Raw genomic sequence first — 24,222 nt, 5'->3', positions numbered from 1 at the left:
GTGATCAAGGAAAGGATTCTGCTCGTGGGAGCACGTCTGGCGGCCACCCTCGCAACCGGTGCCGCCGTATCGGCCGTCGTCATCCTCAGCCAGATGGCAACTGCGCAGTCAGTGCATGCCGCCGCGCAGCCGGGTGACAGTACCGATATTTGCATACCGACAACTGTGAAGGATCGAGAGCAGATATCCATTCTGCCTGCGGACGGCTCCCAGAGGATTGCAAACCTGGAAGGCAGCGCCGCCGTCTGACCTCCGCGGACAGCTCGCCGTTGAGTCCCTCCCGTCGAAAGGCAGGCCGGGACTCTGCGGTGACTCTGAAGGAGACGCCGGCCTCGCAGACACCTCCATGTGGGCCGCCGAAACGAGGCTGTGGGCTCTGGCGCCGGGGGTGCCGTGGTGCTCGGTACAGGTCGCGGGCAGCTCACGTGTAGGGGTTGACCGCGAACTGCGGGTGGCTGCCGGGGAAGTCGTCGGGGAAGAAGCCGATGCGCGCCGCGCCCGTCAGCACGTCGAGGACGATCCCCGTCGAACTGCGCTCCAGCACCGCGAAGTCGAACTGCCTGGCCGCCACCGCGATCGTCGGCCACGCCTCCGGCGGCCCCGCGGGCGCCCAGAGGAGGGTGTCCCCGTTGTCCGTGCCGCCCCACTGGACGAGGTCCCCGGGCCCCAGCCCGTACGCCTTCAGCGCGTTCCGGATGCCGGGGATGCGCTTGTCGTGCAGGACGGCCCGCGCCCCGTCGGTGGCGGTGTCGATGTCCAGGTGCGGGTTGTGGGCGCCGGACCCGTAGATCCACAGGAACTCGTCGAAGCAGCCGACCCCGTACGCGCCGACCAGCTCCCGGTGGCTCTCCGGCACGGCGTAGCGCCCCGCCCCCGCCGCCGGCCGCGCGGGCACGGGCGGGGAGGGGCAGAGCGCGATCAGGCTGTGCAGGTCCTCGATGGGCCGGCCTCCTTCGGACCGAGTGCGTGCCCGCACCCCCGTGGACATCCCGGCTCAGTCGACCTTGCCCGCGAAGATGGCCGTTGTGGACTCCCAGTCCGGGGTGACCTCGATCTGGACGTAGCCCTCGGCCGCCGGCAGTTCGCAGCCGGCGAGGACGTCGATGGACCGGCCGGGCCGCAGGTGGGTGGTCGGGGTGTCCAGGCCCTCGTCGAATATCTGCTCGCCGCTGCGGCCCTGGTCGCCGTACTGGCAGCCGATCATGAGGGTGTTCAGGTCGAGGCGCTTCTCCGAGCCGTTGGTGAGCTTCAGGGTGAACCTCACGTAGGGGGTGCTCGCGGGGGCGGCGTACTCGCTGGAGGTGGCCCTCTCGAAGTCGGAGAGCACCACCTCGAAGCCGCTCTCGTACGCGGCGGTCTCGGTGAGCCCGAAGCTGTCGTCGCCGGCCTGGCCGGCCTCGGCCGCGTCGTCGGCCTCCTGTGCCTCGCCGCCGTCGCCGCTCTTGCCGCCGGGGTCGGCGGTGACGGTGACGGTGGCGGCGGGCCGCGCCTCGTTCCCACCGCCGTCGTCGCCGCCCGCGGCCGCGGCGCCGACCACCGCGCCGACGCCGAACGCGGCGAGCACGGCGCCGACGACGCCGGTGATCTGGAGCGTCCGGTTCTTCTGCCGCGGAACGGGCGGCAGCGGCGGCGGCGGTGGCGGCCCGTAGGGCTGCTGCGGCGGCGTCGGATAGGACATGGCTTCCCCCCTGGTGCTGTAAGCGCGAACATACTGACAGCGGCACGACGAACGGCAGGGGCCGAACGGCTCTCCCGCCCTCCGCATGCGTGGGGGTGAGGGTGGCGCGGTGGGGGTGCGGCGGCGCGCTTCCGCTCCGCCCCTTGTCGGCGTCGTGGCCCCCCGCCCGCAGATGGCTCGATCTCACTCGGAACGCGCGCTCGGGCCGTCCGGGTCGCCGTGGACGATCGAGTGGAACGACTCGCGCAGCAAGGCCGTGATCTGCTCCGGCGGCGCGTCCCGCAGCCCGTCCAGGCCCAGCAGGTACCGCCCGATGACGGTTCCCAGTGTCAGCGCCCCGATCAGCCCGGTCCGCAGGTCCGCGTCCGGCACCGGCATCGTCCCGGCGGCCTGGCGCTGCTCGGCGAGCATCGCCTCGCGCACCTCCTTTGCCGCCTCGGGGTGGGTGAACATCGACCTGATGGCGGCGAGCGCTGCTGCCGGCTCGGCCGTGACCTTCTCGCCCAGCGACGCCAGCAGCAGTTCGGCGACCTGCTCCGGGGTTCCGTCGACGGGTTCGTGCCGGTCGACCACGGCGATCCGGGCGAAGAGCTTCTCCTTGGACTCGAAGTACCTCATGACCAGGCCGGGATCGGTCTTCGCGGCGGCCGCGACCGCGCGGATCGTGGTGCGGTCGTAGCCGTTCTCGGCGAAGAGCTTCCGCGCCGCCGCCAGGATCCGATCCTGGGTGCGGCGGCGCTGCTCGGCCCGGGGGACAGGTGCGGCAGGCATCGATTCAGTCTACACCTGTTGACTCGGTGGCGGGGTCGGCACTAGCTTTCAGACAACGCTCGTTGACTGAAATCGAGGAAGCCATGTTCCGGACCATCGTGCTTGCCGCGCTCGTCGGCCTCACGGGCACCAACGCGCTCCCGCACCTGATCAAGGGCCTCGTCGGCGAGGAGTTCCCGAACCTGCTCGGCAACTCCCCGCTGCGCAACGCGCTCGCCGGCCTGACCGGAATCCTGCTGACCGCCCTCCTCGCGCTCTGGGCCGACATACCCGGCCACCCGTGGCCCGCCGCCCTGGCCATCGCCGCCGGCGCCTTCACCATGGCCGTCTTCCACGGCCTGCGCGGCGCCTTCCGGCTCAACGCCGCCGCCGGCCGCCCCAACCCGGCCACGCCCGCGAGCCAGGACGTACGGAACGACTGATGCGGCCGCCCACCGGCAGCCCGGAAAGGCGGGCCGCTCACGCCCCGCCGGCGGCGACATCGAGCACGAGCTTGCCGGTGGTCCTGCCCGACTCGATACGGCGGTGCGCCTCCCCGGCCTGCTCCAACGGCAGGGACTCGACCTGCACCCGCAGGTCCCCGGCGGCCGCGGCCGCCACCGCGCGGCGCAGGGCCCGGCCGGTGTCCCCGGGGAAGGCGGCGGAAAAGGCCGCCAGGTTGAAGCCGGACACCGTCTTGTTGGTGAACCACAGCTCGTTCGCCGGGATGCCGACGTCGTCGGCACCCGACGCGTTGCCCATCACCACCAGCCGTCCCATCGGGGCCAGCCGGTCCAGACTGGCGCGCCGGGTCGGGCCGCCCACCATGTCGACCACGACGTCGAACTCACCCGCGTCGGCCACCTGATCGCGCAGGACCACCTCGTCGTACCCGAAGCCCAGGGCAGTCTCGACCTTGGCCGCGCCGCCCACGGTGCCGACCACCCGGCCCGCACCCAACTGCCGTGCAGCCTGTCCGAGTTGGCTCCCCACACCACCGGCCGCCGCATGCACCAGCACACGCTCCCCGCGCTCGACGCGAGCCACCCTGTCCAGCACGAGGAACGCGGTCGTGCTGTTGGACGGCAGCGCCGCGGCAACGTCCATGCCCATGCCCAGACCGTCCAGCGGCGCGACCAGGTCCGCGGAGGTGACCACCACCTCGGCGTAACCGCCACTGTCGACGATCGTCAGCGCGGCCACCGGCTGACCTACCGTCAGATGTCCCACACCCTCGCCCACCGCGCGGACCCGGCCCGCCACCTCGATGCCGGGCACGAAGGGCAGCGGCACGTCGACCACCCCGCGCCGGTAGAGGACCTCGGCGAAATTGGCGCCCGCGAAGGCGACGTCGATGGCGACCTGCCCCGGGCCGGCCTCGGGAACCGCCACGCCGGCGAGGCGAAGCACCTCCGCCGCACCGAACTCGGGGATGGTCACTGCCTTCATCTGCGTCTCGCTGCTGTTCATGACACTCCATTCTTCAGGGAGGCGTCCCGGAGGGCCGACGACCGGGCCGGAGCCGCGCGCCCGCCGCCGAGTGCGAGGTGGCGGTAGTCGCGTGGCGGCATGCCGTACGCGGAGCGGAACGCGCGGGTGAAGACCGGGTGGTGGGGGAAGCCCCAGCGGGCGGCGATGCGGTTGACCGGGACACCGGCGAGTGCGGGGTCGCCGAGATCCCGGCGAGTACGCTCCAGACGCTGCTGCCGGATCCAGGTGCCGACGGTGCTGCCCTGCTCGCGGAACAGGCGGTGGAGGTAGCTGGTGGAGATGTGGTGCGCCTCGGCGATGGCCGCGGGGTCGAGCGCGGCGTCGTGCAGGTGCCGGCGGACGAACGCGTGGATTCGCGGAATCAGGGTGTTGCGGTGCGTCTCCGGCGTCATCAGCTTCAGGTCGTCGAGCTCGTGGGCGAGGAGGGCGGCGAGCAGGTCGGCCAGGATCGTCTCCAGGCGCGGCGCGTCGGCCGCGCTGTAGGAGGCGGTGTTCCGCACCAGGTCGGTGAGGAAGCCGGCGACGAGGGCGCCGATCCCGGTCCGCGCGGATATCCGGCGGCCGGTCACCTGCCGGACCTGGTCGTCGGGGAGGGGTAACCGCGTCGTGGGGATGTCGACGCTCACGGCCTCCACCGGCTCCCCGCGGGTGCCCAGTTGGAGTTCGAAGGGCTGGGAGGAGTGGTTGGTGCGCAGCTCGTTCGGGCCGAAGACGGTGCCCCGGTCATCGATGACGGAGCGCACGGTGCCGCTGGTGATCAGCGACAGGTGGTACATCTCGGGGTCGGACTGCCGGATGAGCCCGGGGGTGCGCCGCAGGGTGATCGGCTCGCTCGCCGACGGCCAGACGAGCACGTTCCCCAGGTCGAGGATGCGCTGGGATGCGCGGTAGTCGACGGGGGGCATGCCGACCGCGGCCAGCGGCGCGTGCGTTCGGGACAGTTGCTCGCGCCATGCCTCCGCCCGGTTCGCGGCCGGTACGTCGGAGGTGCGGAAGACGGTCTCGATCATCGTGGCTCCCCGTTGGAGAACGTGGTTCGCAGTCGCGGTCGGCCTGGCCGACCTGCACGTCCGGCTGCATCAGGCCGTCGACCTGACCGTCCGCGGACTCACCGGCAACCCCCCGCAGGTACAGGCGTGACGAGTTCGTCCGGGAGGCAGGGCCCGATCGCCGGCGGTCGAGTTGCGACCCCAGGAGTCGACGGCGCATGTCCAGCCGGTCCCGCATCTGCAGGGTCGCCGTCCCGCCCGTGGCCCGCCCGTGGCCCGCCCGGCGCCGCTGGGGCGCGAGCTGCCCCCGCGGGGTCTTCAGCGGCGGGGCGGGGTGTGGCGCAGGATCCACAGGCCCTGGTTCTTGTCGGTGACGTAGATGTAGCCGCGGCGGTCGACGACGACGTCCTCGGTCTGCAGGGTGAGTTCGCCTTCAGGCATGGGTCCGTAGCGGCGGGTGGGTTCGGGCGGCATGAAGTAGCCCGCTTCGCGCGGCAGCCGGGGGTTGGAGATGTCGTAGATGCGCAGCCCGGCGTTGAAGTGCGCGATATGGAGCAGGTCTCCCTGGCGCTGCACGTCGGGGTGGTGCTGGTGGTGGTTGACGTTGTGCGGGCCGCTCCAGCCCCCGCGTGCCGAGAAGTCGGCGTATTCCGCGCCGCGCGGTGGGACCGGCTCGGGCAGGAGCGAGAGCAGGAAGGGGTTCCGCGGGTCGGAGATGTCGACGAGGGAGGCGTGGTGGGCGGGGCCGGTGCCGTAGGAGACGTCCTCGGAGTTGGCGAAGGCGATGTCGCGGCCGGGCAGGGGGAGGACGCCGTGCACGCCGAAGCGGCTGTGGAAGGGCGGGCTGAACGGCAGCCGCCCCACCGGCCGGGGCCGCGCCGGGTCCGCGATGTCGAGTACCACCAGGCCGGCGCCCCCGTAGGGCAGGTAGACCAGGTTGCCGACCGGGTAGGCGGGCCCGTGCAGGGACACGTCGTGCTCGGCGGAACAGCAGAAGCCGCTCGCGGCGGCGTGGTCCCGGTGCCGGCCGTGCGCGAGTCCCGGGCCGGGCCGCTCGTCCTCCCGCTGGCCCGGCACCCACCAGCGGCCGGCCTCGCGCGGATGCCTCGGGTCGGCGATGTCGAGGATGACGTAGATGTTGCCGCGGAAGCCCGGAGCACCGGCGGCCAGGTGGACGTAGCGCCCGCCGGGATAGAGGTTGCGGTGCGTGCCGGTACCACCGGTGCGGTAGTGGCCGAGACGGCGCGGGCGGACCGGATCGGCGATGTCCCAGATCAGCACGCCCTCCTCGAAGGATGCGCCGGGGTCGCCGCCGAAGTTGGGAAAGACCTGCTCAAGTGCGGTGACCATGAGGTCGCCGTGCAGGTCGACCTGCAAGGTCCAGGTGTTCTCAGGACCACTTCGGGCCGCGCGGGGTCGGTGACGTCCACGACGCTCCAACCGGAGTCCCAGAAGTGCCCGGTGTAGAGGTACCAGCGTCCGTGCTTCTGCCGTACGGCCATCTTGAAGGCCGGCCGGTGCTCCAGGTCGCTGTACCCGACCGCCTCGACGTTGCGCGCCCGCCCCGCGGACTCGGCACCCGCGGCGGTCCCCGGCGCCGCAACGCTCACGGCCGCGCTCGCCGCCGCCCCGGCGAGGGAGGCCCGCAGGGCTCCTCTGCGCGATATCCCCTGCTTGTCCGTCATCGTTCCTCTCCGCATCGTCGGTGGCGTGGTGGCACCAGCGTCGAGGGCGGAACGGACCAGGGTCCAATACCCGTTTCAAGGGCTCTGAGACAGAACGGATATGACACATGGTCGACCTCAGACGCATGCGGTACTTCATCGCCGTCGCCGAGGAACTGCACTTCGGCCGCGCCGCGACCCGGCTGCACATGGCGCAGCCGCCGCTCAGCCGGCAGATACGCCAGTTGGAGGCGTCGGTCGGCACCCGCCTGCTGGACCGAAGCCGTCGCGGTGTCACGCTCACCACCGCCGGGCGGGTGTTCCTGGAAGAGGCGCGGGCAACCGTCCGGCAGGCGGACCGCGCGGTCGAGCGGGCGCGGCGTGCCGCACGCGGCGAGACCGGACGACTGGCAGTCGGGTTCATCGACGCCGCCATCTACAGCGTGGTGCCGCCGGTGGTACGCCGCTTCTCGCAGGAGTACCCCGCCGTCGAGTTGAGCGTGACGGAGCTGCGCATCCCCGATCAGATCCGCGAGGTGGGAGAGGGCCGGCTGCACGCGGGGTTCGTACACCCGCCGGTGTCCGACCCGCGACTGGCGGTGGAATCGATGTTCACCGAGCCGCTGACGGTGGCGCTGCCCACGGGACACCGGCTCGCCGGGCTGGCCGAGGTCGACCTCGCCGACCTTGCCGGGACACCGCTCGTGCAGTTCCCGCGGGAGATCAACCCGCCGCTCTTCGACGACATCGTCGGCCTGTGCCGAGCCGCGGGCTTCACTCCGCCCTCCCTGCGCGAGGCGTCGCCCAAGCAGACCATCATCGGCCTGGTGGCGGCCGGGCTCGGCGCGTCACTGCTGCCCGCCTCACTGGAACATCTACGCCGGGACGGAGTGGTCTACCGCCCGCTCGCCGGGCCGGGGCTGGCCGTGGACACCTCGGTGATCTGGCGGCGAACGGACCACGATCCGGCGCTCCATGCCTTTCTCCGGGTCGTACGGGAGGTGTGCCGCACCGGGTCAGCTCCGCGTCATTGAAGTCCCTCGGGCTCCGAGGCACCGGCAAGGGGAGTGGACCCCACGCCAATCGAGTGTGGTCTCGGCGTCAATGACGATGCCCTACGGGGCAGGCATCCTCATTTCTGCGGCAAGCGCCCTACGCAGCCGCCGGGTCGGCGCAGAGCGCCTCTTCGGAGGTCGGGACCCAAGGGCGGCCGTCCGGCTGCGATTACGGACTCTACAAGGGGATCAACGGCTCATGGACCGGGTGCGACGACGACAACGGCGGATCCTGGCGAGCCATCGCCATCTGCAAGAGCCCCACCAGGGGAACGCTCGTCTCCTACGGAAACTGGAGCCGGGGGGCGTACCCGCTGGCATATTGCGAACCGCCCACCGGCCTGCCGGACCGGGCCCCCGCGCTCAGCGCTCGTTCGTCGCCACTACCGGCTAGGAGCTCTCTTACGGATCACTAGTGGAGAGTCGATCGATCGCACGACCTGCTCGCGTTAGCAGGACTGCTGCCTGCGACGATGCACCAGTGAGCTATGACCTTGCTGTGTGGGACGGCGAGCGTCCCATCGACGACCGCCAAGCAGGCTCGACGCATGACGAGCTCTACGAGCGCTACCTGGAGTCGGACGATGTCGTCGTGCCGCCGGCGCCGCGCATCGTGGCGTATGTGGAAGCCCTCGTCGCGCGGTACCCGGACGACGTCGACCGCAGTGTCGTGTGGGCGTCGACACCGGTCATCGAAGAGGCATCGGGCCCGCTCGTGTACCTGCTCATGTCTTACGGCAGGGCCGAGGAAGTGTCCGAGTACGCCGCTGAGCTGGCCCGTGAGCAGGGCCTCGTGTGCTTCGATCCGCAGGGAGAATGCCTGCGGCTGTGAGCTGCCCCTTCTTCAGCGGGCGGACCACAGGAAGATGCCCGCGATGAGGAGGGCGGCGCGGTAGACCGTGGCGGTCTTCTCGTAGCGGGTGGCCAGACCACGCCATTGCTTGAGTCGATTGATGCACCGTTCGACGGTGTTGCGTCGCTTGTAGGCTTCGCGGTCGAATCCGGGCGGGCGCCCGCCGCCGCGGCCCTTGCGCTTGCGGTTGGCGATCTGGTCGGCAGGTTGCGGAATCACAGTCCGAACTCCGCGTCGTCGCAGGTGGTCCCGGATGGCTCGCGATGAGTACGCCTTGTCCGCCAGCACCGCGAAGGGCCTGGTCCTGGGTCTGCCGACTGGACGCGGGATCCGGATGGCAGCCATCACCTGATCGAACGCCGGCGCATCTCCGGCCTGGCCGGGCGTGAGCACGAAGCACATCGGGCGGCAGCGGCTGTCAGCGGCGAGATGGATCTTCGTAGTCAGCCCACCACGAGAACGCCCGATCGCGTGGTCGGCGGGTTCGTCCGGCAGGGCCCCCTTTTGCAGGCCCCGGCGCCGTTCTGGTGCACGCGCACGATCGTGGAGTCGACTGCGATGACCCAGTCCAGGTCGCCGTCGGTATCGGCCGAAGCGAGAAGTGCCGTGAAGACACGTTCCCAGGTGCCGTCGATGGCCCAGTTCCTGAGCCTCGTATAGACCCCCTTCCAGGATCCGTCCTCGGCAGGAAGGTGCACCCACTGCGACCCGGTCTGGAACTTCCAGGCGATCGCATCGATCACCTGGCGGTGATCACGCCACCGCCCGCCCCGCTTCGGAGTCCTAGCCGGTAGCAATGGCTCGATCCTCGCCCACTGGGCGTCAGTCAACGACACACCAGCCCAACGATCAGATGGTCGGAAGGCTACTGCTCAACTTCCTTGGCGCTGCTGACGCTCTCGACGTCGCCGCAGGCGCCTGGCGTACTGCCCAGCCTACGACCTCTGCGCGCGATCAATCGAAAGCACCTGGGGATCTGCCGCGCGCTCGTACAGCTCAACCTCGAAGGAGTCTGCGTCCACCTCGACCAGACGAGCCAGGGCATCCCGATCCTGCTCAGCCGTCGGCCGCGCTCGGACCTCGTCCCTCCACACCTGACCGCTCGCCTCGGCTTCGTCCACCTCCCCAATATATGTGCGCGCGGCAGCGTGCGAAGTCCGCCCGACCCAAGATCCGGAAGAGACGGCCTAGCCCGCTAAGCGCCTGCGCCGCGGGCCCGCTGTACCGCCGGCGGGTGGAGGAGCTGCGCAAGCGGCCTTGACCGCGGAACGAGGACGGCCCCGGGAGCGTACATACGCTCCCGGGGCCGTTCAATCGCTGATCGCGACCGCGGAACCGCCGTCGGGGTATTGCGCTCGTCGGCCGCGGCCAGCCCTTCAGGGCGTTACCGGGGTGATGGCCCGTCCGGTGTCAGCCGAGTACCCAGGCCCCGTTGTACGTCCCGCCTTCGCACCCGAGGCCGGTCGGCGACGTGCCGCTCTCAATGACCTGACCGCCACCAGCCTCGCACCGATCCGGAGTGATGAGTTGCTGGTGTGCCGCGGCGGTACCGGCCGCGCCGAACAGGGCGCCCAGGCCCAGGACGGCCGTGGCCAGCGAGAGAGTAAGACGACGCATGGCATCCTCCTGTGTCGCAGGGAAGCGCGCTTCCCCGGCGTGTACTGTCCCCGCCCTCATCCCCGGCCGCCCGCCCAGCCACTGATACCGCAGTCGACGATCACCCGAACCACCGAGCGCACCCGCTACCCAACTGCACCCGATGCCCCATGCACGCCCCCACGCACACCCGACGCGCGCCACCCTCCGGCACCAGACTGCGGCTGTGCGCCCTCCCGTCGGCGCGCGGACGGAGGACGCGCGCGGGAGGCGCATACGCTCCCCCAGCCGTTCCGTGCGCGCGGTGGGTGACGTGCGGCTACGCGGCAGGCGTCGGCGGTTCCGGGGTGTCCGGGTCCGGGTGCGGGGGCCAGGGGCGGCGGACTTCGGGTTCGGGGGGTCGCCACGGGCGGCGGCGCCAGGCGGCGCGCGCGGGGAAAGCGAGCGGTAGGCAGCACAGGGCCGCCTGAACGGTCACGGTGATCCAGAAGCCGTGCGTGATCCCGAACCAGATGACCAGCGGGGGCGTCGCCAGCAGCGTCACGGCGCCGGCGGTCAGCCCCGCCCGCCAGGCGAGGAGCTTGCGCCGGGTCGGGGGAGTTCGCTGCTTGTGCCGCCAGCCGATGCTGAGCAGGCAGTAGAACGAACCCATCGCCCAGAGCTGCGTCCACCGCAGCAGCGCCGTGCCCAGCGCGATGTCAAGGAGCCAGTGCAGCAGCAGTCCCATGCGGGGAGTGTCCTCCCCGCGGCTCCCGCCGGCATGAGTACCCGTACTCATGGAACGGCACGTACCACCCGCTCCCCAACACCGCCGCCCCGCGCCCAGGTGGGTATCGGCTCCACACCCGGGGCCGTTCCGTGCGCGCCGTCCTCTGGCGTGATCGTCTGCATCTCCGCCGAGCACCGGCCGAGCTATCGATCTCCACGGTCCCCGGAGACGAGTCAGGGCCAGATCAGATGCGTTCTGACCTGGCCCGGAGCAGTAGGCCGCGTGGGACTCGAACCCACAACCAACGGATTAAAAGTCTGAGATTCTTCCCGTATGGCGGGTATCACCGGTTCCCAATGGTTGCTGTCCAGTGTCGGACGCTGCCACTTTTTCCTGGTCATCGCGCTAGCCGACATGCCGCCTAGTCCACCCACTGGCTTCGCAGTCCAGGGCAGTTCCGGAGCGTTCGGGCCAGCAGCGGGCCAGCAGAATGAGTTCCGCCACCTGCGGTGAACATGCCAATCCAGGATCGCCGAATGATCAGATTTATGACGGCTATCCTGTGGCCTGCGTCGCGGCCCGCACGCGGCTGGGAGGGGGCCTGGTGGCAGAAGAGCAACGGACCACCACGGGGAAGCCGTCCATACCGCCGGGGTGGCGGCGCGCCTCCACCCCGTGGCAGCTGGACTTCCCGCCAGTGCGAAACGGCATCGACTACCTCGTCAGCGTCGTCGAGCACCTGGACGAGTACAGCGCGGTGGTGCTGCCCCGGGACGTGAAGTACGCGGTGCTGCACCTGCAGGCCGCGGCCGAAGTGCTCCTCAAGGCCCGGCTGCTCGAAGCGCACTGGTCCCTGGTGTTCCGAGAGCCCGGGAAGGCCACCCTGGAGAAGTACCAGAAGGCCGATTTCGACAGCTGCAGCACTGACGACACGGTGAAGCGGCTGCGCAACATCGCTGGGGTCGCCATCGAGGAGAAGGACGCGGACGCGCTCAAGGCACTGGCGAAAGACCGCAATGCGCTGCAGCACTTCGGGCTGGCGAAGGAAGTGCCGGTCGTCGAGTCCCGCGCCGGCGAGGTCCTGGACTTCTTGGTGCGCTTCCTCGATGGGGAGATTCTGCCCAACCTCAAGCCGGAGGAGCGGCGTCAGGCAGAGGTCGACCTGGACCGGGTACGCGATGGCCTGACCAACATTGCGGCATATGTCAGGAAACGCATGGAACGCCTGAAGCCGGAGGTGGCCGAGGCCGTCGAGTGCCCCGAGTGCGGGCAGCGGGCCCTGCTGCTCGATCCCGATGCAACCCGCTGCGCCTTCTGCGGCCTGGACTGGTCCGCCGACGACCAACTGGAGCGCTTCCTGGAAGACAGGACCCTCCACAGCGTGACGCTGTGCCCGCACTGTGGCACCGACTCCTTGGTCGACAACGTGGAGTTCGCCGACTCCTCTCCGCACACGATGCTGTACTGCTTCGGATGCGGCTCCCGCTTCGCCCCCTCCCAGGTCCTCCGGTGCACAGACTGCGGGCTCCCCATGCTCGTCGGAGACGACGAGCCGACACCCAGGCACTGCGCGGACTGCCGCGACCACGCCGCGGCGGAGGCGCTGGCAGCAGAACCGGACACGCCGGCCACGGAGTCGGAGACAGACCGGTGACGGCCTCCGCCGCCTCCCCGGCTGTGCCGCCGACCGGCGGCCTCGCGCCGCGGAGCGCGGATCCGCGGGCGCACTGGCCGGAACACGCGAAGAAGCTGGCCGCGCACCTGGTCGGCATCTACGGCGAGGACGACGTGCTCCCCATACTGGCCGGCAACTGGATCGCCAGCCAGCGCAGCGCGAACACACAGAAGTCGTACGCCCGTGGACTCAGGGTATTTGAGGAGTTCACTCGCAATCACGGCATTCATCCGATGGCAGCGCGGGTCGGCCTGGTCGGGCCTTTCCGGATCTACCTGGAGACGGCGCCAACCTGGCGGTGGGTCCAGGGCAGCCACCGTGTGCGCAGCGGGCCGCCGTACGCCCCCAACTCGCGTGCAAGCACCCTCTGCGCGGCGAACTCGTTCTTGGACTACCTGGAGAGCGCCAGCGAGGAAGAGGGCGCCCCCAGTGTCCACCGATCGCCGCCGTAGTCCGAAGAGCCTTCGGGTCAGCGGAGACACGCCGTCTGTGGTTACGAGAGCCTTCCGCTCCCGCGTTCAGTCTGGCTTCGAGGCGTTCCCGCCGTCGGACTTCTTCGCCCGGGGTACCACGGCGACGACTCCCTCGGCCAGGGTCTGCTCCATCTCCTGGAACATGACCATGTACGTGTCACTGGTAAGCCGCACGCTCTGGTGGCGCAGCTTCACCTTGGCGTCGTCGATGTCGCCGCCGGCCGCCTTCACGAGCCCGGCCCCGACGTGCCGGAGGTCCCGCAGGGTGATCGGGGGCAGGTCGGCCTTGTCACGGATCCGCTCGAACTCGTCGCTGAGCACATGGGGGTGGATCGGCGTCCCGTCCTCGTTGGTGAGGATCTTCCCGGAGTCCGTCCAGGGGAGCCCAGCAGCCAGCCGCGCATCCCGCTCGGCGAGCTGCCGCTTCCGGTGCTCCCCGCACACCGCCAGGGTCCCGGCGTCAAGGGATACCGGGGCCGCGCTGCCGTCCGTCTTCGGTTCCGACTCGACTGGCGTCCAGCCGTCGACCGTGACCGCCGTGGACACCATCAAGACCCGCGCCTGGGCGTCGAGGTCCTCCCACGCGGCGCCGACGGCTTCGCTGCGGCGCATCGCGTGGTAGCCCACCAGCAGGAAGCCGACGTAGTGCCGGGAGGATTCGGCGGCGTCCAGGAACTGGCCGAGCTGGTCGGGACGCCAGACCATCACCTTCGACGGGATCTCGCCGGACTGGCGCCAGCGCTGGACACGTTCCTGGGTCCACAGCAAGCCCCGCGGCCGTCGGTACGTCGTCAGCTCGACGTGCGCCGCGGCGTTGAACGTCACCCCGTACTCGGGCCTGGCCATCGCCCAGTTGAGCGCCGCACGCAGCGACCGCCTGATGGCGTGCTGGGTCCCGAGGTCGGCGATCCGCCGGAACGGCTTCATCTCCGCCAGGCGCGCCTTCTCCACCGCCAGGCGCTCCCGCTCGACGGTCGGCGGCCGGCCCGGCTTCGTCCACTTGCAGCGCTCCACCTGTTCACGGCGCGCCTCGTTCTCCGCCCTGATGACGTCGTTGTGCTCGGCGATCTCGTCGAACATGTCCTGCACCGCCTGCACGCCCAGCCGGTCCGAGCGGTAGTGCCCGAGCGCGGGGCGCAGGTAGTTCCGCACGTGGCCGTCGTAGCCGTTCGTCGTTCCCGCCCGCCGCGCCTTGCGCTTCGCTGCGAGCCACGCGTCCAGTAGATCGCCGACGGTCCGCTGCCCGTTCAGCGGGATGCCGACGCCGAGCCGGCGGGATACCTCCTCGGGCTTCGGTATCGGCGCCCGGCGTTTCGCGATGTCGGCAAGGAGGTCACCCACACGGCGGGCGGCGTCTTCGTCGTCACCGGGTAGGTCGAGGATTGTCCGGAGCCGGTCAAGGTCGGCTTGGGCGTCCGTGACGGTTTCGTAGCCGGTGCGGCGGAAGGTGCGCCGGCCTCCGCCTTCGCCCGGTGGTAGTTCCTGCCGGATCGAGGGTCGGCCGTGGTTCTTCCGGGCGAGTTGCGGGCATGAGGTGCCGAGAAGTTTGCCATTGTCGCCGCGACACTCACAGCGCTTCGTTATACCACCACCGCGTCGGGCGGTTGCCAATGCATCACCTTTCTGGTGGCCCGTCAGAAGAGGGGAGGACCGTGTGTTCGGGAGGTTCGACGTCTTGGAGGGCGTGCGGGAGGCTGGGGGGTACGGCGCCACTTTCTCGGATCTCATGTCGGAGGCTCCGGAGTTGGCTTTTGGCGGCGATTAGCCGGTCTTCACAATCGTTGTGCTTGCGTTCGGCTTTCTCACGCTGCGCGCGAGAGGTTGCGGTCCTGGCTGTGAACCGGAAGCTATCTGACTCTTCCGCGGACGCCAGGGCGTCTCGGACGAGGCTGGCGTGGTAATCAAAGTCGGGAACCAGCCCGAAGTCATGGGTGGAGACTTCCTCCTCGCCCGTGAAGCGTTGCAGCGCTTCCCAGGTAGGGACGAGTTCCTGGAGGGGAAGTTCCTGAACCCTCTCGACGTATCCGACGGGGAAGATCAGGCAGAGGGGGTAGGTCTCCAGCGCGGCTGCCAGCACCAGGACGTCCACCAGGGGCAAGGTGGCGCGCCGGCCGGATTCCATGTTGGCGATCACGTTGCGTGGGATCGGGTGCCCTAGTTGTGCGATTCGGTCTGCCAGGTCCTGAGCGCTCCACCCCATTGCCTTCCTTCTTCGGCGGACTTCGCCAGCCACGGTGGCTTTGACCCTGTCCGCCCACTCCGGGACATCTTCTTCATCATCCGAATCCAGTTGTGTCACGCTGACACAATACCTTGGCCATTCTTGAATCAGCGGCCTGGAGCCGGACGTGAGGGACATGTTCGCCGACGGCTGTAGCGATAGGAGTACGCCAAGATGCGCAAGGACACCCCCAGCCGGCAGCCCAAGGGTATGAGTCGGGACGAACTGCTCGCACTACCTGTGGCAGTGGACCTGGATACTGCCAACCGAGCACTTGGATTGGGACGAAGCAAGGGTTACGAATTGGCAAAGCAGAACATCTACCCCTGCAAGCTGCTGAGAGTCGGCAACACCTACCGGGTTGTGACAGCGGACCTTTTGAAACTGCTGGGTCTGGCGGCATGAATGATGGAGGCGTCCGGTTGCACTGAACTCGCCTTGGCAATTGTGGCGTTGAGAGGGCCCGGGTCCGCCTGGGAGCTGCCGTGGCACCCAGATCGACAGAAGACCACCACAGCCCGGGTTGCACGATCTTGAACGCCAGCCGTTGCAGGTCTGCGGTGAGGAACTCGACGTTGGCGAGGAACCGCTTCGACGGTGCGAGCGGTCGTCATCGGGTGTGGAACGGGGTCCAATGGTGGTGGTTGGTGAGGTGGGCTGCTGCGAATCCGTGGGTGACCTGCCAAAGATCGTGGAGGTATGTCCGGAGGTTGGTCTGGTCGGTGAGGGGCTGGCTGGTGACGGCGCGTAAGTACGGGATGCGGGCGGTGAGTTCGTGCAGTTCGCGATGGCGGCGGTGGTAGATGGCCAGGACCTGGGTTTGGGCGTCGGACCAGTCGAGGCAGTGCTGGGTGCGGTAGGCGACGACCGCGTTGTTGGTGTTGGTGAGTTCGCGGTCGAGGCGGAGTAGGTCGCGGGCGAGTACGCACATGTCGGTGGTGACCAGGCGGAAGCGCTCCAGCTCGGGCAGCCCGGCGATGTCCTGGGGCAGTTCGTAGCGGCCGAGGGCTTCGGCGCTGTCGATGACGGCGGTGCCCACGGGGATACGGCGGCGCCGGAGGCAGTCGGCGAAGTCGGCGCGCGGCGGTTCGGGTCGGGCGTCTTCGAGGCAGTTGACCAGGAACCTGCGCCAATGCTGCTTGTGCCGGCGGGTCCATTCCGGGCTTTTGGATGCGGTGAGGGCGTTGGTGCACAGGATCGCGGCGGTGTGCCATTGGGTGGTGGGGGGTGTTCGGGCGTCGATGGACGCGACGACGGTACGGACGAACTCCTTGTGTTCGGTCAGGCGGAGGCTGTCCGGGGCTTCGAAGAGTTCCCGGACAAGAAGGTGCCAGGCCGCTGTGTTCGTGACGTACACGATTTCCGGGTAGAGGCCGGTTGGTGCCATGAGGGAGATCAGCTCGGTGATGCGGGAGGATCGGACGAACCATTGGGCCTGGTTCTCGGCGAGCAGTCCGGTGTCGACGAGCCAGCGGAAGTGGTCTTCCCTGATGCGTTCTTCATCCTCGTGGTGGGGAAGGCCGGCGGGGATCCAGAAATGTTCGCGAGTGAGCACCGTAGTTCCAGGTCAGGTGTCCGTACTGCGGGGTGGGTAGAGCGGCCCGTCGGGCTGTTGCGCATGATTCAGCCCGACGGGGCGCGGTGAAGTGCGGGCGCAGTTCAGTTCTCGTTGGCGCTGTCCCGCGGATCGGCGCTCGGTCCCGGCTCACCCTCATGGGGCGTCATGTTCACGGATCCAGCGGGCAGTTGCGCTGCGATTGAGAACCCGGGCTGGTTGTGCGTCGAACCGTTCCCTCTGTCGGCGAGGAGGAAGGGGAGGATGCGGTTCATCCACATATCCGGGGTGGTCATCTCTGCGTGGGTGGGGGTGAGGTCGAGACGCGGCCAGAGGAGATTGAAGGCGCCGGTTCCCAGCCGGCGCAGCACGTAGGTGGTGAAGTCCTCTCCGCCGGTGTAGACGGCGTCGGTGGAAGACGCGGGCGGTGCGAGTTTCGCCTGGTACTTGCGGTACAGCCAGGAGGTCTTGGGCTCGGGCTGGTGGGCCGGTGGTGCGCCCAGGAGCTTGGCGCGTGCCTGGTGGCCCGCCCACATCGCGTGGCCTTCGGTCAGTTCGGCCAGGGCCAGGCTGTCGGTGCCGCGCTCCTGCGGGAATGGGGTACTGCGCAGGGTGATGAACGTGCCTGCGGAGGCGCGTTGCTGCGCCGGGTGGCACAGTTCGTGGGCCAGGGCCAGGTGCAGCCACCAGTCGTCGTGGTAGCGCCCGGCGTGGCGCAGTCCCTTGGGCACCATGAGGATCTCGGTGCTGCCTTCAGCCGAGAGGATGGTTTGCGCTCCTGACCACAGCCAGAACAAGCCGTCTGCTTTCTGCTTGTTCTGCAACTGCTGGCGCGCTGCGCGGACGTGTTCTGCGCAGGGTGCGAGTTCTTGGATCTCGGTGGTGAAGAGACGCTCCCGGTGCTCTTTGCAGGCGTCGATGAATCCGCCGACGGTGACCAGGCGGATGGCTACGCGTGGGGGCAGCAGCAGGCCGGTGATGTCTTCGACGAGCGGGCCGCACTCGCGGGCTATGCGCTCGATGTGGCGGCCGAGGTCGTTGTGGCGGCGGCCGGCTTCGTTCTCTACGTGGATGTCGCTGGGGTGTGGCATGAGGCAGACTGCTCCGGTCGAAGACTCTGTTTGCGGATGGGTGAGATATCTGATCTCCGCGCCCGCCCGGGGGCGAGCGGTTGGATATCTTGCGGTTTTTGGGTCGCCTAGATCAGGGTTTGTTCTGTTTGATACGTTTCTTTGGTCTGCACTTTCGGCGGGACGGCGCGTTGTTCGCACAGGATTCGCCGCTGCTGTGTTGCGTCTCCGTGTGACGAAGTCGGGCGGTGTGTTCGCCGCCGCGGCCTTCATAGACCAGGCCGTGGGCTCGTATTCGGCTCACATAGTTTCGGTAGGCGGTGAGATCGTGCTCCGCAACATGCCTGGAAAAGGTAAGTTTCTCCGTGCACTGGGGGCATATGAGATAGACGGCGACGCCGCCCGTAATGCCGAAGTTCTGTTCCTTCGCTGCGGTGACGAGCTTGCGGAATTTCGGGTTGCGGAGTCTTATGCGGTTCTGTGAACTGGCTTGCGGGTTCCTGTGAAGGATCGCGTTTCCCCTTTCTCATGTGGTGAGGTTCGAGTGGGGGGGGCGGATCACCGTGCCCGTGTCCTGATCTCGGTGATCCACCCCCGAGGGCCCGGTTTCCTTCGCGGGCGGGTTGTTGCCCGCTCGGGAGACCGGGCTGGCCCGGGGCCGCCTGTCCCCACCGAGGGCGGCCCCGGGTGCCGAATCCGCAGCTACAGCAGTAGCCGCGGGGCTACGTTCGCGGCGGCGATGATGAGCAGTACGGCGCAGGCCGAGAGCACGCCGGCGAGGCGCTTTCGTCGTTGGCGGTGGTGCTCGCGCCGCGGGCAGTGCCGGGCACGAGCGGGCCGTCGACGCACTGGCGGCGTTGCGTTGGGGTACATCAGGCCCCTTTGGGTGCGATTCGGAGGACGGCCCGGAAGCCGGAGGTGAGTTTCTTCAGGCGCCGCTTGGTGTCGTCACCGCTGGTCCACCACAGCCACGCGAAGACGGCGCACCACCCGGCGCTGATCCCGGCCCATGTCCGGTCGTGGGTGATGACGTTGCCGACGGTGGACAGGGCGTAGGCGAGGGCCAGCCAGCCGTCCATCTGGTGCTTTCCGACGCGGCCTCTCCAGAAGTGGACGACGGCCGCCACGATGACAGCGGACGGTGCCAGGTCGAAGAGGAGGGCGATGGTCACGGCTGCTCCGAGGAGGGGCGTGGCGGGTTGGTCCCGGGGGGGAGAAGTGGAGGCCCGCCGCTCGCCGTCCGAAGGCCGCTTGAAACGTCCCCGGCGAGCGGCGGGAGCTTGTGGCAGGTCAGTGCTCGTCTCCGCAGCGTGCGATGAGCAGATGGGCCTGGCTGATTTCGCGGAACCGCTCGGTCGGCTGCCAGGTGCGCAGCAGGGTGCGAAGGTCGGCCTCGTAGGCCACCTGTCCCGCTCCGAGCAGCGGCAGTGAGAAGTGGACTTGGGACCACTGCCAGGCGACGAGGCAGTCGAGGTCGACGTCGATGAGGTAGTCGGTGGTGGATCCGGGTCAGGTGCCCGAACTCCGAGTCACGGAAGACGCGTTCGTGATCGGCTTGCGGTCGCGTGAATTCGCCGGTCGGTCCCGCGAGCCGGTTCGCGCCCAGGTGCCGGCTGCGGACCCGCTCCAGGACAGGGGTCCACGACGGCCGGGGGTAGCCCGGCCAGCGGTGCGACAGCAGCACTACGCACCCGCCCGGCGCGATGATCTGGTCCAGGACACGCAGCACCTGTTCGCGAGCCATCCAGTGGAAGGCGTCTCCGATGACGGCCAGATCGAACGGCCCCCAGGCCGGTCGGCAGGGTTTCGGCGGTGCCCTCGCGCCACTCGATCACCTGGCCGTCGGCCGCCGCCAGACGGCTGGCCTCTTCCAGCATCTCGCGGCAAGGGTCCACCGCGAGCACGTCCAGGCCGCGGGCGGCCAGCGCACGTGCGACGACGCCGGTACCGGTGCCGAGGTCGAGCACCCGACTACCCAGCCCACCGGCCAGTGCGCTGATGCGGTCCAGCAGCTCGTCCGGGTAGCCCGGCCGGACCGAGTAGAAGCCGGCGGTACCGGCAAAAATCCCGCCCGGATCGGCGTATAGCGACACAGTATTTTCCCTATTCGTGGTGCAGTTGGTGGCCGCGGCCCGCAGCGTTGGGGCGGGTACGACCGTGACGTGGTGATCAGGGCCGGGCCGCCGGCCGGTAAGAGCCGGCGGCCCGGCGTTCCGCCGTCGCGACCGCCCCAGGAGCGAACGGCGGAGTCTGAGCCCACCAACGGTGCTCCGGCGGGGCTGGCGGAACCACGGCAGCGCGGGCGGTGCGCTACCAGCGATCCGCCGTGTTCTCACTGGCTGCCGAGGCACCAGTGCGGGCGCCGGCCGGCTCGGCGCCGCGGGCGGGGTCCCCGAGAACGACGAAGGGGATGGCGATCACAACCGCGATGAGCCACAACAGCGGCCACAGGCCCAGCCCCCGCAGCTCCTGGGACCGGTCCTGCTCCTGCTCCTGCTCCTGGTCCGGGACCCGCTTGTGGCGGCTCACCGCTGGTCTCCCAGGCGCGTGGCCGGGTCCGTTGCGGCCAGCGTCGGGCGGACGCGCAGGAGCCACTGGCGCGGGTTCGACATCTCCTCGGCGGTGGGGAAGCACTCGATGTCCGCCCAGACTCCGTTGAAGCGCTCGATCCCCAGTCCCGGGTCGGCGTCGGTGCCCTCGATGACCTGGTCGAAGAACGTCAGCGGGTCTTCGTACCGGGCCTTCCGCATCGGGCTGAACAGCTTCCCCCAGAAGCGGGACTGCAACGAACGGCCCTGGGGGATCTTGCCGTCCTCGTGGGGGGTGTGGCCGAGGATCTTGGTGGCGATCTGCATGCCGCCCCAGGTGGCGTGCCCCTCGATGAACGGCGCGACTGCGCGGCCGGCCCAGCCCCGCTGGTGCGGGAACGGGGTGTCGACGGTCGCCAGGAGCGGTGCGTAGAGCTGCTGCGCGGGATGGATCAACTCGTGTGCGAAGCCCAGCGTCAGCTCGTCCTCGTTGTCGTAGAGGCCGGCGTGGCGGGCGGAGTCCGGCGCGAACCAGATCTCGTTGGTGCCGTCCGCGAGCCTCACGGTCCGGGGGCCGAGCAGCATCCACACCAGGCGCAGGGACAAGCGCTGGACGCCCACCTGCTGGTTTGCCTTCTTCGCCGCGCTCGTGTCCGGAGCGAGGTCGCGAACTTCCGCGGCGACCCTCTCTCGCATGTTGCCGATGACGCGCGTGCGCCAGGTGCGCGGGGTGAGCAAGCGGATGGTCAGGGCGGAGGGGAGTTCCATCCCCACGGCCCCGGCCACCTCGGGCGCGCACCGGTCGGTGATCGTCTGCAGCCGGCCGGCCAGTTCGGCGTGCCGTAACCCAGCCTGGTTGTCGATGTGTATGTCGGTGGTCATCGAAGGAGTGCTCCTTGCAAGTACAGGGGTTCTTGCGAGTACGGGTTCTGCGGGCGCAGGGGTGCACCGATGTGCCCGTGCGGGTGCACAGGTGTTCCTCGTTCTCTCCTCGGCGGCCGTGCCCCGGGTGTGGCCCTGACCGCACCCCGGGGCACGGCGCGCACCGCACCCCCGGGGTCCTGCCTTTCGTCAGGGCGCGCGGTGGCAGGTGCGTCCCAGGTCGCGTGATCTCGTCGGACCGGTGAGCGGGGCGCTGCCGTCGGATGCTCCGTCCGATTCCTTGTCGTCAGCGGGGCTGAGGAGGCGCGGCAGAAGAGGTGAGGGTCAGTTCCGGGGTGACCTTCTTCAGCCAGGTGTCGGGGTAGCGGATCTCGTCGGCGTCGGGGAAGAGGTCCCGCCGCGCCCACAGCCCGTTGAAGGCGCGCTGGTCCAGGCCGGGCAGCTCGCCCAGGCCGTCGAGCACGTGGGCCGTGAACCACGCGCCGTTGTTGTACGCGTTCCCCGCCTTCTTGGCCATGGGCAGGCGGGAGATCATGCCGCCGATCAGCTTGTATCGCAGTGAACGCCGGTACCGACGGCCCTTGACCCACAGCACGGGGTTACCCCCCAGCACCTTCGTCGCGATGCGCACGCCGAAGTAGGTGGCATGCCCCTCGCCCACCGTCTTGATCTCCCGGTCCGCCAGCCCCAGATCCTTGCCCAGCGGGCCGGTGTCCATCACCGGCAGCCGCCCGCCACTGGCGTGGAACTGCGCCGGGTGGATCAGCTCGTGCGACAGCATCGCCATCAGGGCGTCGTCGTCCCGGTATTGTCCGTGGTGCCGCCACGTGCCGGGCGTGATCATAATCTCCGGGTCTCCGGCCGCGGTGGTGTAGGTGATCCCTCCCGCGACCCACCAGGCGATCCGCGAGCTGACCGACGCAATCGCGCGGTTGAGCTTGATCACCTTGTCCACGTCGTGGTCGCCGGTGGCCTCGGCGAGCGCTGCGGCCACCAGCCGCTCCTGGTCGTCGATGATCGTCTGGCGAAGGGCGGTGCGGTCCAGCAGCCGAATCACCAGCCGCTCGGGCAGCGCCAGCCCCGTCACCGGCTCGACCCACGGGACGCACTCCTCCGCGAGGTACTTAATCCGCCTGCCGAACCCATGGTGATCGCGGCCGGCGAGCTGCTGGACAACAACCTCGGTTGGAGGCACGAAGAAACTCCTGATCAGTGAAGAGAAAAGAGGGTGGGGTACGGCAAGGAAGTGCGGGGGCAGCGGACGCGGCCCCCGCACCGCTCATCGAGCGCTGCGGTCCCGGTCCCAAGCGGACTGGACACGATCACGCCAGCGGTCCGGCGCGGCCAGCTCCGCCGGCGACGGCATCAGGCTGAAGGCGCTGAACAGGTCGTTGAACTGTCCGACGTCGAGCGCCGGCCACTGCCCGGCACCGGTCAGCACCTGGGTGACGAACCCGGCGCCGGCGTCGGCCTCGCGGCGCTCCTGGCAGCACGGAGCGCTGCCAGCGCGGCGGGCATGACGGCGGCTCGGCGGCTTGGTGAGCCCGACCCGGGGGTGCTCGCCGAACCGGTCGGCGAGCACCTTCTCGGCACACCAAGCCGCGTGGCCCTGCACCACCGGCCGCAACGCACGCTCAGCCAGCCCGCGGCGGCTGGCCACCGAGGTGTTGACGGCGCCCAGCAGCGTGTCGGAGCTGGTGTGGTGCTGGGCGACCTGACACAGCTCACGCGCGATCACCTCGACCAGACGCGCCTGGTTGCTGTACACACCGGCGTGCTTCAACCCCACCGGACACAGGAGAACCTGAGCCGGGCCGTGCTCGGCCTGGACGGTGGAGGCGATGTCCAGCCAACTCGTCTTGATCGCCTTGAACCTGCGCCTGAGCCACTTCACCCCCGCAAAGTCCGACCCGTAGGTCACCTGGTCCTTGCGGGCGATCCACTCGGCGTACGTGCGCATGCGCCGGATCCACCCCCGGCGGGAGACGAGATGGAACTCGACGGAGGGCGGAAGCCGCAACGCCGTGACGTCTTCGACGACCGGCGCGACCTGCGAGGCGATCCGGACGACCTGCCGCGCGAGGTCATCGTACGCAGACCCGGCGGTGTGGCAGACCAGGATCGGAAAAGCGGGGGACATGAGAAACGGGACTCCAAAAGACGCAACTCGTACAGAAGTTGGGAAATCCACCGCGCGCGGTGGAGACCTGCTGCCCGCCGGGAAGGACAAAGGACCCGGGGGAAGGTCCTCCTCAGAGCAGTGAGGGCCCGGCATCCGGCAGGCAGCAGGGGCTTCAGCACCCCGCAGGGCGGGGTCTGCGACACCGGTGCCGGTGCGGCGGAGCCGGCACCCGCCAGCCACCGCGCAACCGCGGCGGCGGGTCGGGCGACAACCGGCCACCTGCGGTCTGCGGCTCGCTGGCGAGGTCTTCCAGGCGCACGGGCGTGCAGCCGTGGACGGTGACGGCCTCCCGGACCGCCAGGATCCAGCGCAGGTCCGCGGCGGGAGCGTAGTACGGAAGCAGGGTCAGGCCGGTCCGGTGCCGACTGGGCCGGGGCTTCAGCGTGGCCGGCTGGTAGGCAAGCCCGGCGACACCCCAGCTCGACGCGCGCTGGACCAGAGCGGCGGAGTAGACGTCCGCCAGATCGGGACAGTCGCGCACGGCATCTTCGGCGCACTCCGCGTGGATGGGAGGCGACGTCAGCCGATCGCCGGTGGTGATGGGCCTGGTGCCGGCGACCAGGAACAGCAGCGGCTCCCCCGCAGGCGCGGCCCGGGCGAAACAGACCTGGCACAGCCGGTGGTTCATCGCCCGCCGCTGGCGGGGCCCGTGCACGAGACCGATCTGCACACGCCCCTCGCCCTCCGCCTCCGCAACCCGCTCCCACAGCAGCCCTCGGTGGCGGTCGGTCGGCAGCTCACCCTCGTAGCCGAGCCCTTCACCACCAAGACCCGCCAGCCACCGGCGCGTCACACGCATCGGGAGAGGCGCTTCACCGGTCCACCGGGCGATCGCCGGTACCCGCATACCC

General features: G+C 69.5%; 29 protein-coding genes. 8 read left to right on the top strand and 21 right to left on the bottom strand.

The annotated features are described in order from the left end of the window. Window positions 1–249, top strand: a complete 249-nt coding sequence (locus LG396_RS21865; protein ID WP_225796060.1) for a hypothetical protein — start codon at window positions 1–3, stop codon at window positions 247–249. A gap of 172 nt (window positions 250–421) precedes the next feature. Here LG396_RS21865 and LG396_RS21860 read toward each other — a convergent pair whose 3' ends face one another. From LG396_RS21860 to LG396_RS21850, 3 genes are all read right to left on the bottom strand, one after another. Beyond that, the gene (locus tag LG396_RS21860; RefSeq protein ID WP_225796059.1) at window positions 422–976 is read right to left on the bottom strand and encodes a hypothetical protein; all 555 of its coding nucleotides are present in this window, start codon (window positions 974–976) and stop codon (window positions 422–424) included. Between the two features lie 18 nt (window positions 977–994). Beyond that, window positions 995–1,678, bottom strand: coding sequence for a hypothetical protein (locus tag LG396_RS21855; RefSeq protein WP_225796058.1), 684 nt, complete (start codon window positions 1,676–1,678; stop codon window positions 995–997). A gap of 183 nt (window positions 1,679–1,861) precedes the next feature. Beyond that, a complete protein-coding gene (locus tag LG396_RS21850; protein ID WP_225796057.1) occupies window positions 1,862–2,449 on the bottom strand; it encodes a TetR/AcrR family transcriptional regulator in 588 nt (195 codons plus the stop codon). 62 nt (window positions 2,450–2,511) lie between these two features. Between LG396_RS21850 and LG396_RS21845 the strand changes: the two genes are divergently transcribed. Next, a complete protein-coding gene (locus LG396_RS21845) occupies window positions 2,512–2,871 on the top strand; it encodes a hypothetical protein (RefSeq protein WP_225796056.1) in 360 nt (119 codons plus the stop codon). 37 nt (window positions 2,872–2,908) lie between these two features. On the opposite strand, the gene LG396_RS21840 is transcribed toward LG396_RS21845, so the two are convergent. The 3 genes from LG396_RS21840 to LG396_RS21830 form a co-directional block, all read right to left on the bottom strand. Then, a complete protein-coding gene (locus LG396_RS21840) occupies window positions 2,909–3,898 on the bottom strand; it encodes a quinone oxidoreductase family protein (RefSeq protein ID WP_225796055.1) in 990 nt (329 codons plus the stop codon). Further along, entirely contained in the window at window positions 3,895–4,929 is a 1,035-nt protein-coding gene (locus LG396_RS21835) for an AraC family transcriptional regulator (RefSeq protein ID WP_225796054.1), read from the bottom strand. The genes LG396_RS21840 and LG396_RS21835 overlap by 4 nt, the downstream gene beginning before the upstream one ends. 297 nt (window positions 4,930–5,226) lie before the next feature. Then, window positions 5,227–6,285: an LVIVD repeat-containing protein gene (locus tag LG396_RS21830; RefSeq protein WP_225796053.1), complete on the bottom strand. Its 1,059-nt coding sequence runs from the start codon at window positions 6,283–6,285 to the stop codon at window positions 5,227–5,229. Between the two features lie 415 nt (window positions 6,286–6,700). Between LG396_RS21830 and LG396_RS21825 the strand changes: the two genes are divergently transcribed. Next, entirely contained in the window at window positions 6,701–7,606 is a 906-nt protein-coding gene (locus LG396_RS21825; RefSeq protein WP_225796052.1) for a LysR family transcriptional regulator, read from the top strand. A gap of 502 nt (window positions 7,607–8,108) precedes the next feature. Beyond that, a complete protein-coding gene (locus LG396_RS21820) occupies window positions 8,109–8,459 on the top strand; it encodes a hypothetical protein (protein ID WP_225796051.1) in 351 nt (116 codons plus the stop codon). A 12-nt stretch (window positions 8,460–8,471) separates the two neighbouring features. On the opposite strand, the gene LG396_RS21815 is transcribed toward LG396_RS21820, so the two are convergent. The 4 genes from LG396_RS21815 to LG396_RS21800 form a co-directional block, all read right to left on the bottom strand. Beyond that, window positions 8,472–9,316, bottom strand: a protein-coding gene (locus tag LG396_RS21815) for an IS5 family transposase (protein WP_225796050.1) whose coding sequence is annotated in 2 segments (ribosomal slippage) — window positions 8,472–8,960 and window positions 8,963–9,316 — 843 coding nt in all. Because the reading frame shifts where the segments join, the coding sequence is not laid out codon by codon here. A gap of 99 nt (window positions 9,317–9,415) precedes the next feature. Beyond that, complete coding sequence (locus LG396_RS21810) at window positions 9,416–9,601, bottom strand: hypothetical protein (RefSeq protein WP_225796049.1); 186 nt, start codon at window positions 9,599–9,601, stop codon at window positions 9,416–9,418. A gap of 289 nt (window positions 9,602–9,890) precedes the next feature. Further along, window positions 9,891–10,097: a hypothetical protein gene (locus LG396_RS21805; RefSeq protein WP_225796048.1), complete on the bottom strand. Its 207-nt coding sequence runs from the start codon at window positions 10,095–10,097 to the stop codon at window positions 9,891–9,893. 298 nt (window positions 10,098–10,395) lie between these two features. Next, entirely contained in the window at window positions 10,396–10,803 is a 408-nt protein-coding gene (locus LG396_RS21800; protein WP_225796047.1) for a hypothetical protein, read from the bottom strand. Between the two features lie 586 nt (window positions 10,804–11,389). Between LG396_RS21800 and LG396_RS21795 the strand changes: the two genes are divergently transcribed. After that, complete coding sequence (locus LG396_RS21795) at window positions 11,390–12,439, top strand: hypothetical protein (RefSeq protein WP_225796046.1); 1,050 nt, start codon at window positions 11,390–11,392, stop codon at window positions 12,437–12,439. Continuing rightward, window positions 12,436–12,912 carry a site-specific integrase gene (locus LG396_RS21790; protein WP_225796045.1) on the top strand — a complete coding sequence of 159 codons (477 nt, stop codon included), beginning with the start codon at window positions 12,436–12,438 and terminating at the stop codon, window positions 12,910–12,912. The genes LG396_RS21795 and LG396_RS21790 overlap by 4 nt, the downstream gene beginning before the upstream one ends. A 66-nt stretch (window positions 12,913–12,978) precedes the next feature. Here the strand turns inward: LG396_RS21790 and LG396_RS21785 are convergent, their stop codons facing one another. Both LG396_RS21785 and LG396_RS21780 read right to left on the bottom strand, forming a co-directional pair. After that, window positions 12,979–14,274 (bottom strand): tyrosine-type recombinase/integrase, encoded by a 1,296-nt coding sequence (locus LG396_RS21785; RefSeq protein WP_225796044.1) that lies wholly within the window; start codon window positions 14,272–14,274, stop codon window positions 12,979–12,981. A gap of 274 nt (window positions 14,275–14,548) precedes the next feature. Next, window positions 14,549–15,232, bottom strand: coding sequence for a helix-turn-helix domain-containing protein (locus LG396_RS21780; protein ID WP_372483545.1), 684 nt, complete (start codon window positions 15,230–15,232; stop codon window positions 14,549–14,551). Window positions 15,233–15,328: 96 nt separating this feature from the next. On the opposite strand from LG396_RS21780, the gene LG396_RS21775 reads away from it, so the two are divergent. Next, window positions 15,329–15,559, top strand: coding sequence for a hypothetical protein (locus LG396_RS21775; RefSeq protein WP_225796043.1), 231 nt, complete (start codon window positions 15,329–15,331; stop codon window positions 15,557–15,559). Window positions 15,560–15,764: 205 nt separating this feature from the next. Here the strand turns inward: LG396_RS21775 and LG396_RS21770 are convergent, their stop codons facing one another. After that, window positions 15,765–16,709, bottom strand: coding sequence for a terpene synthase family protein (locus LG396_RS21770; RefSeq protein ID WP_225796042.1), 945 nt, complete (start codon window positions 16,707–16,709; stop codon window positions 15,765–15,767). A 104-nt stretch (window positions 16,710–16,813) separates the two neighbouring features. Then, window positions 16,814–17,800 (bottom strand): hypothetical protein, encoded by a 987-nt coding sequence (locus LG396_RS21765; protein WP_225796041.1) that lies wholly within the window; start codon window positions 17,798–17,800, stop codon window positions 16,814–16,816. 211 nt (window positions 17,801–18,011) lie between these two features. On the opposite strand from LG396_RS21765, the gene LG396_RS21760 reads away from it, so the two are divergent. Beyond that, window positions 18,012–18,263, top strand: coding sequence for a hypothetical protein (locus LG396_RS21760; protein ID WP_225796040.1), 252 nt, complete (start codon window positions 18,012–18,014; stop codon window positions 18,261–18,263). Window positions 18,264–18,651: 388 nt separating this feature from the next. Here the strand turns inward: LG396_RS21760 and LG396_RS21755 are convergent, their stop codons facing one another. From LG396_RS21755 to LG396_RS21725, 7 genes are all read right to left on the bottom strand, one after another. Next, window positions 18,652–18,951, bottom strand: a complete 300-nt coding sequence (locus LG396_RS21755) for a hypothetical protein (RefSeq protein WP_225796039.1) — start codon at window positions 18,949–18,951, stop codon at window positions 18,652–18,654. Window positions 18,952–19,308: 357 nt separating this feature from the next. Beyond that, window positions 19,309–19,746, bottom strand: a complete 438-nt coding sequence (locus tag LG396_RS21750) for a class I SAM-dependent methyltransferase (RefSeq protein WP_308190118.1) — start codon at window positions 19,744–19,746, stop codon at window positions 19,309–19,311. Between the two features lie 343 nt (window positions 19,747–20,089). Next, a complete protein-coding gene (locus LG396_RS21745) occupies window positions 20,090–20,308 on the bottom strand; it encodes a hypothetical protein (protein WP_225796037.1) in 219 nt (72 codons plus the stop codon). Next, window positions 20,305–21,189: a hypothetical protein gene (locus LG396_RS21740; protein ID WP_225796036.1), complete on the bottom strand. Its 885-nt coding sequence runs from the start codon at window positions 21,187–21,189 to the stop codon at window positions 20,305–20,307. Before LG396_RS21740 ends, LG396_RS21745 begins: the two co-directional genes overlap by 4 nt. A gap of 286 nt (window positions 21,190–21,475) precedes the next feature. Then, window positions 21,476–22,384, bottom strand: coding sequence for a hypothetical protein (locus LG396_RS21735; RefSeq protein WP_225796035.1), 909 nt, complete (start codon window positions 22,382–22,384; stop codon window positions 21,476–21,478). Between the two features lie 84 nt (window positions 22,385–22,468). Further along, on the bottom strand, window positions 22,469–23,149 hold the full coding sequence (locus LG396_RS21730) for a hypothetical protein (protein ID WP_225796034.1): 681 nt from the start codon (window positions 23,147–23,149) through the stop codon (window positions 22,469–22,471). Window positions 23,150–23,483: 334 nt separating this feature from the next. Next, a complete protein-coding gene (locus LG396_RS21725) occupies window positions 23,484–24,170 on the bottom strand; it encodes a hypothetical protein (RefSeq protein ID WP_225796033.1) in 687 nt (228 codons plus the stop codon). Window positions 24,171–24,222 lie beyond the last annotated feature (52 nt).

The sequence above is a fragment of the Streptomyces aculeolatus genome, from assembly GCF_020400605.1.
GTDB classification, from domain to species: Bacteria; Actinomycetota; Actinomycetes; order Streptomycetales; family Streptomycetaceae; genus Streptomyces; species Streptomyces aculeolatus.
The sequence above is the reverse complement of the archived record's forward strand: the minus strand, read 5'-3'. Positions and strand labels throughout refer to the sequence as shown.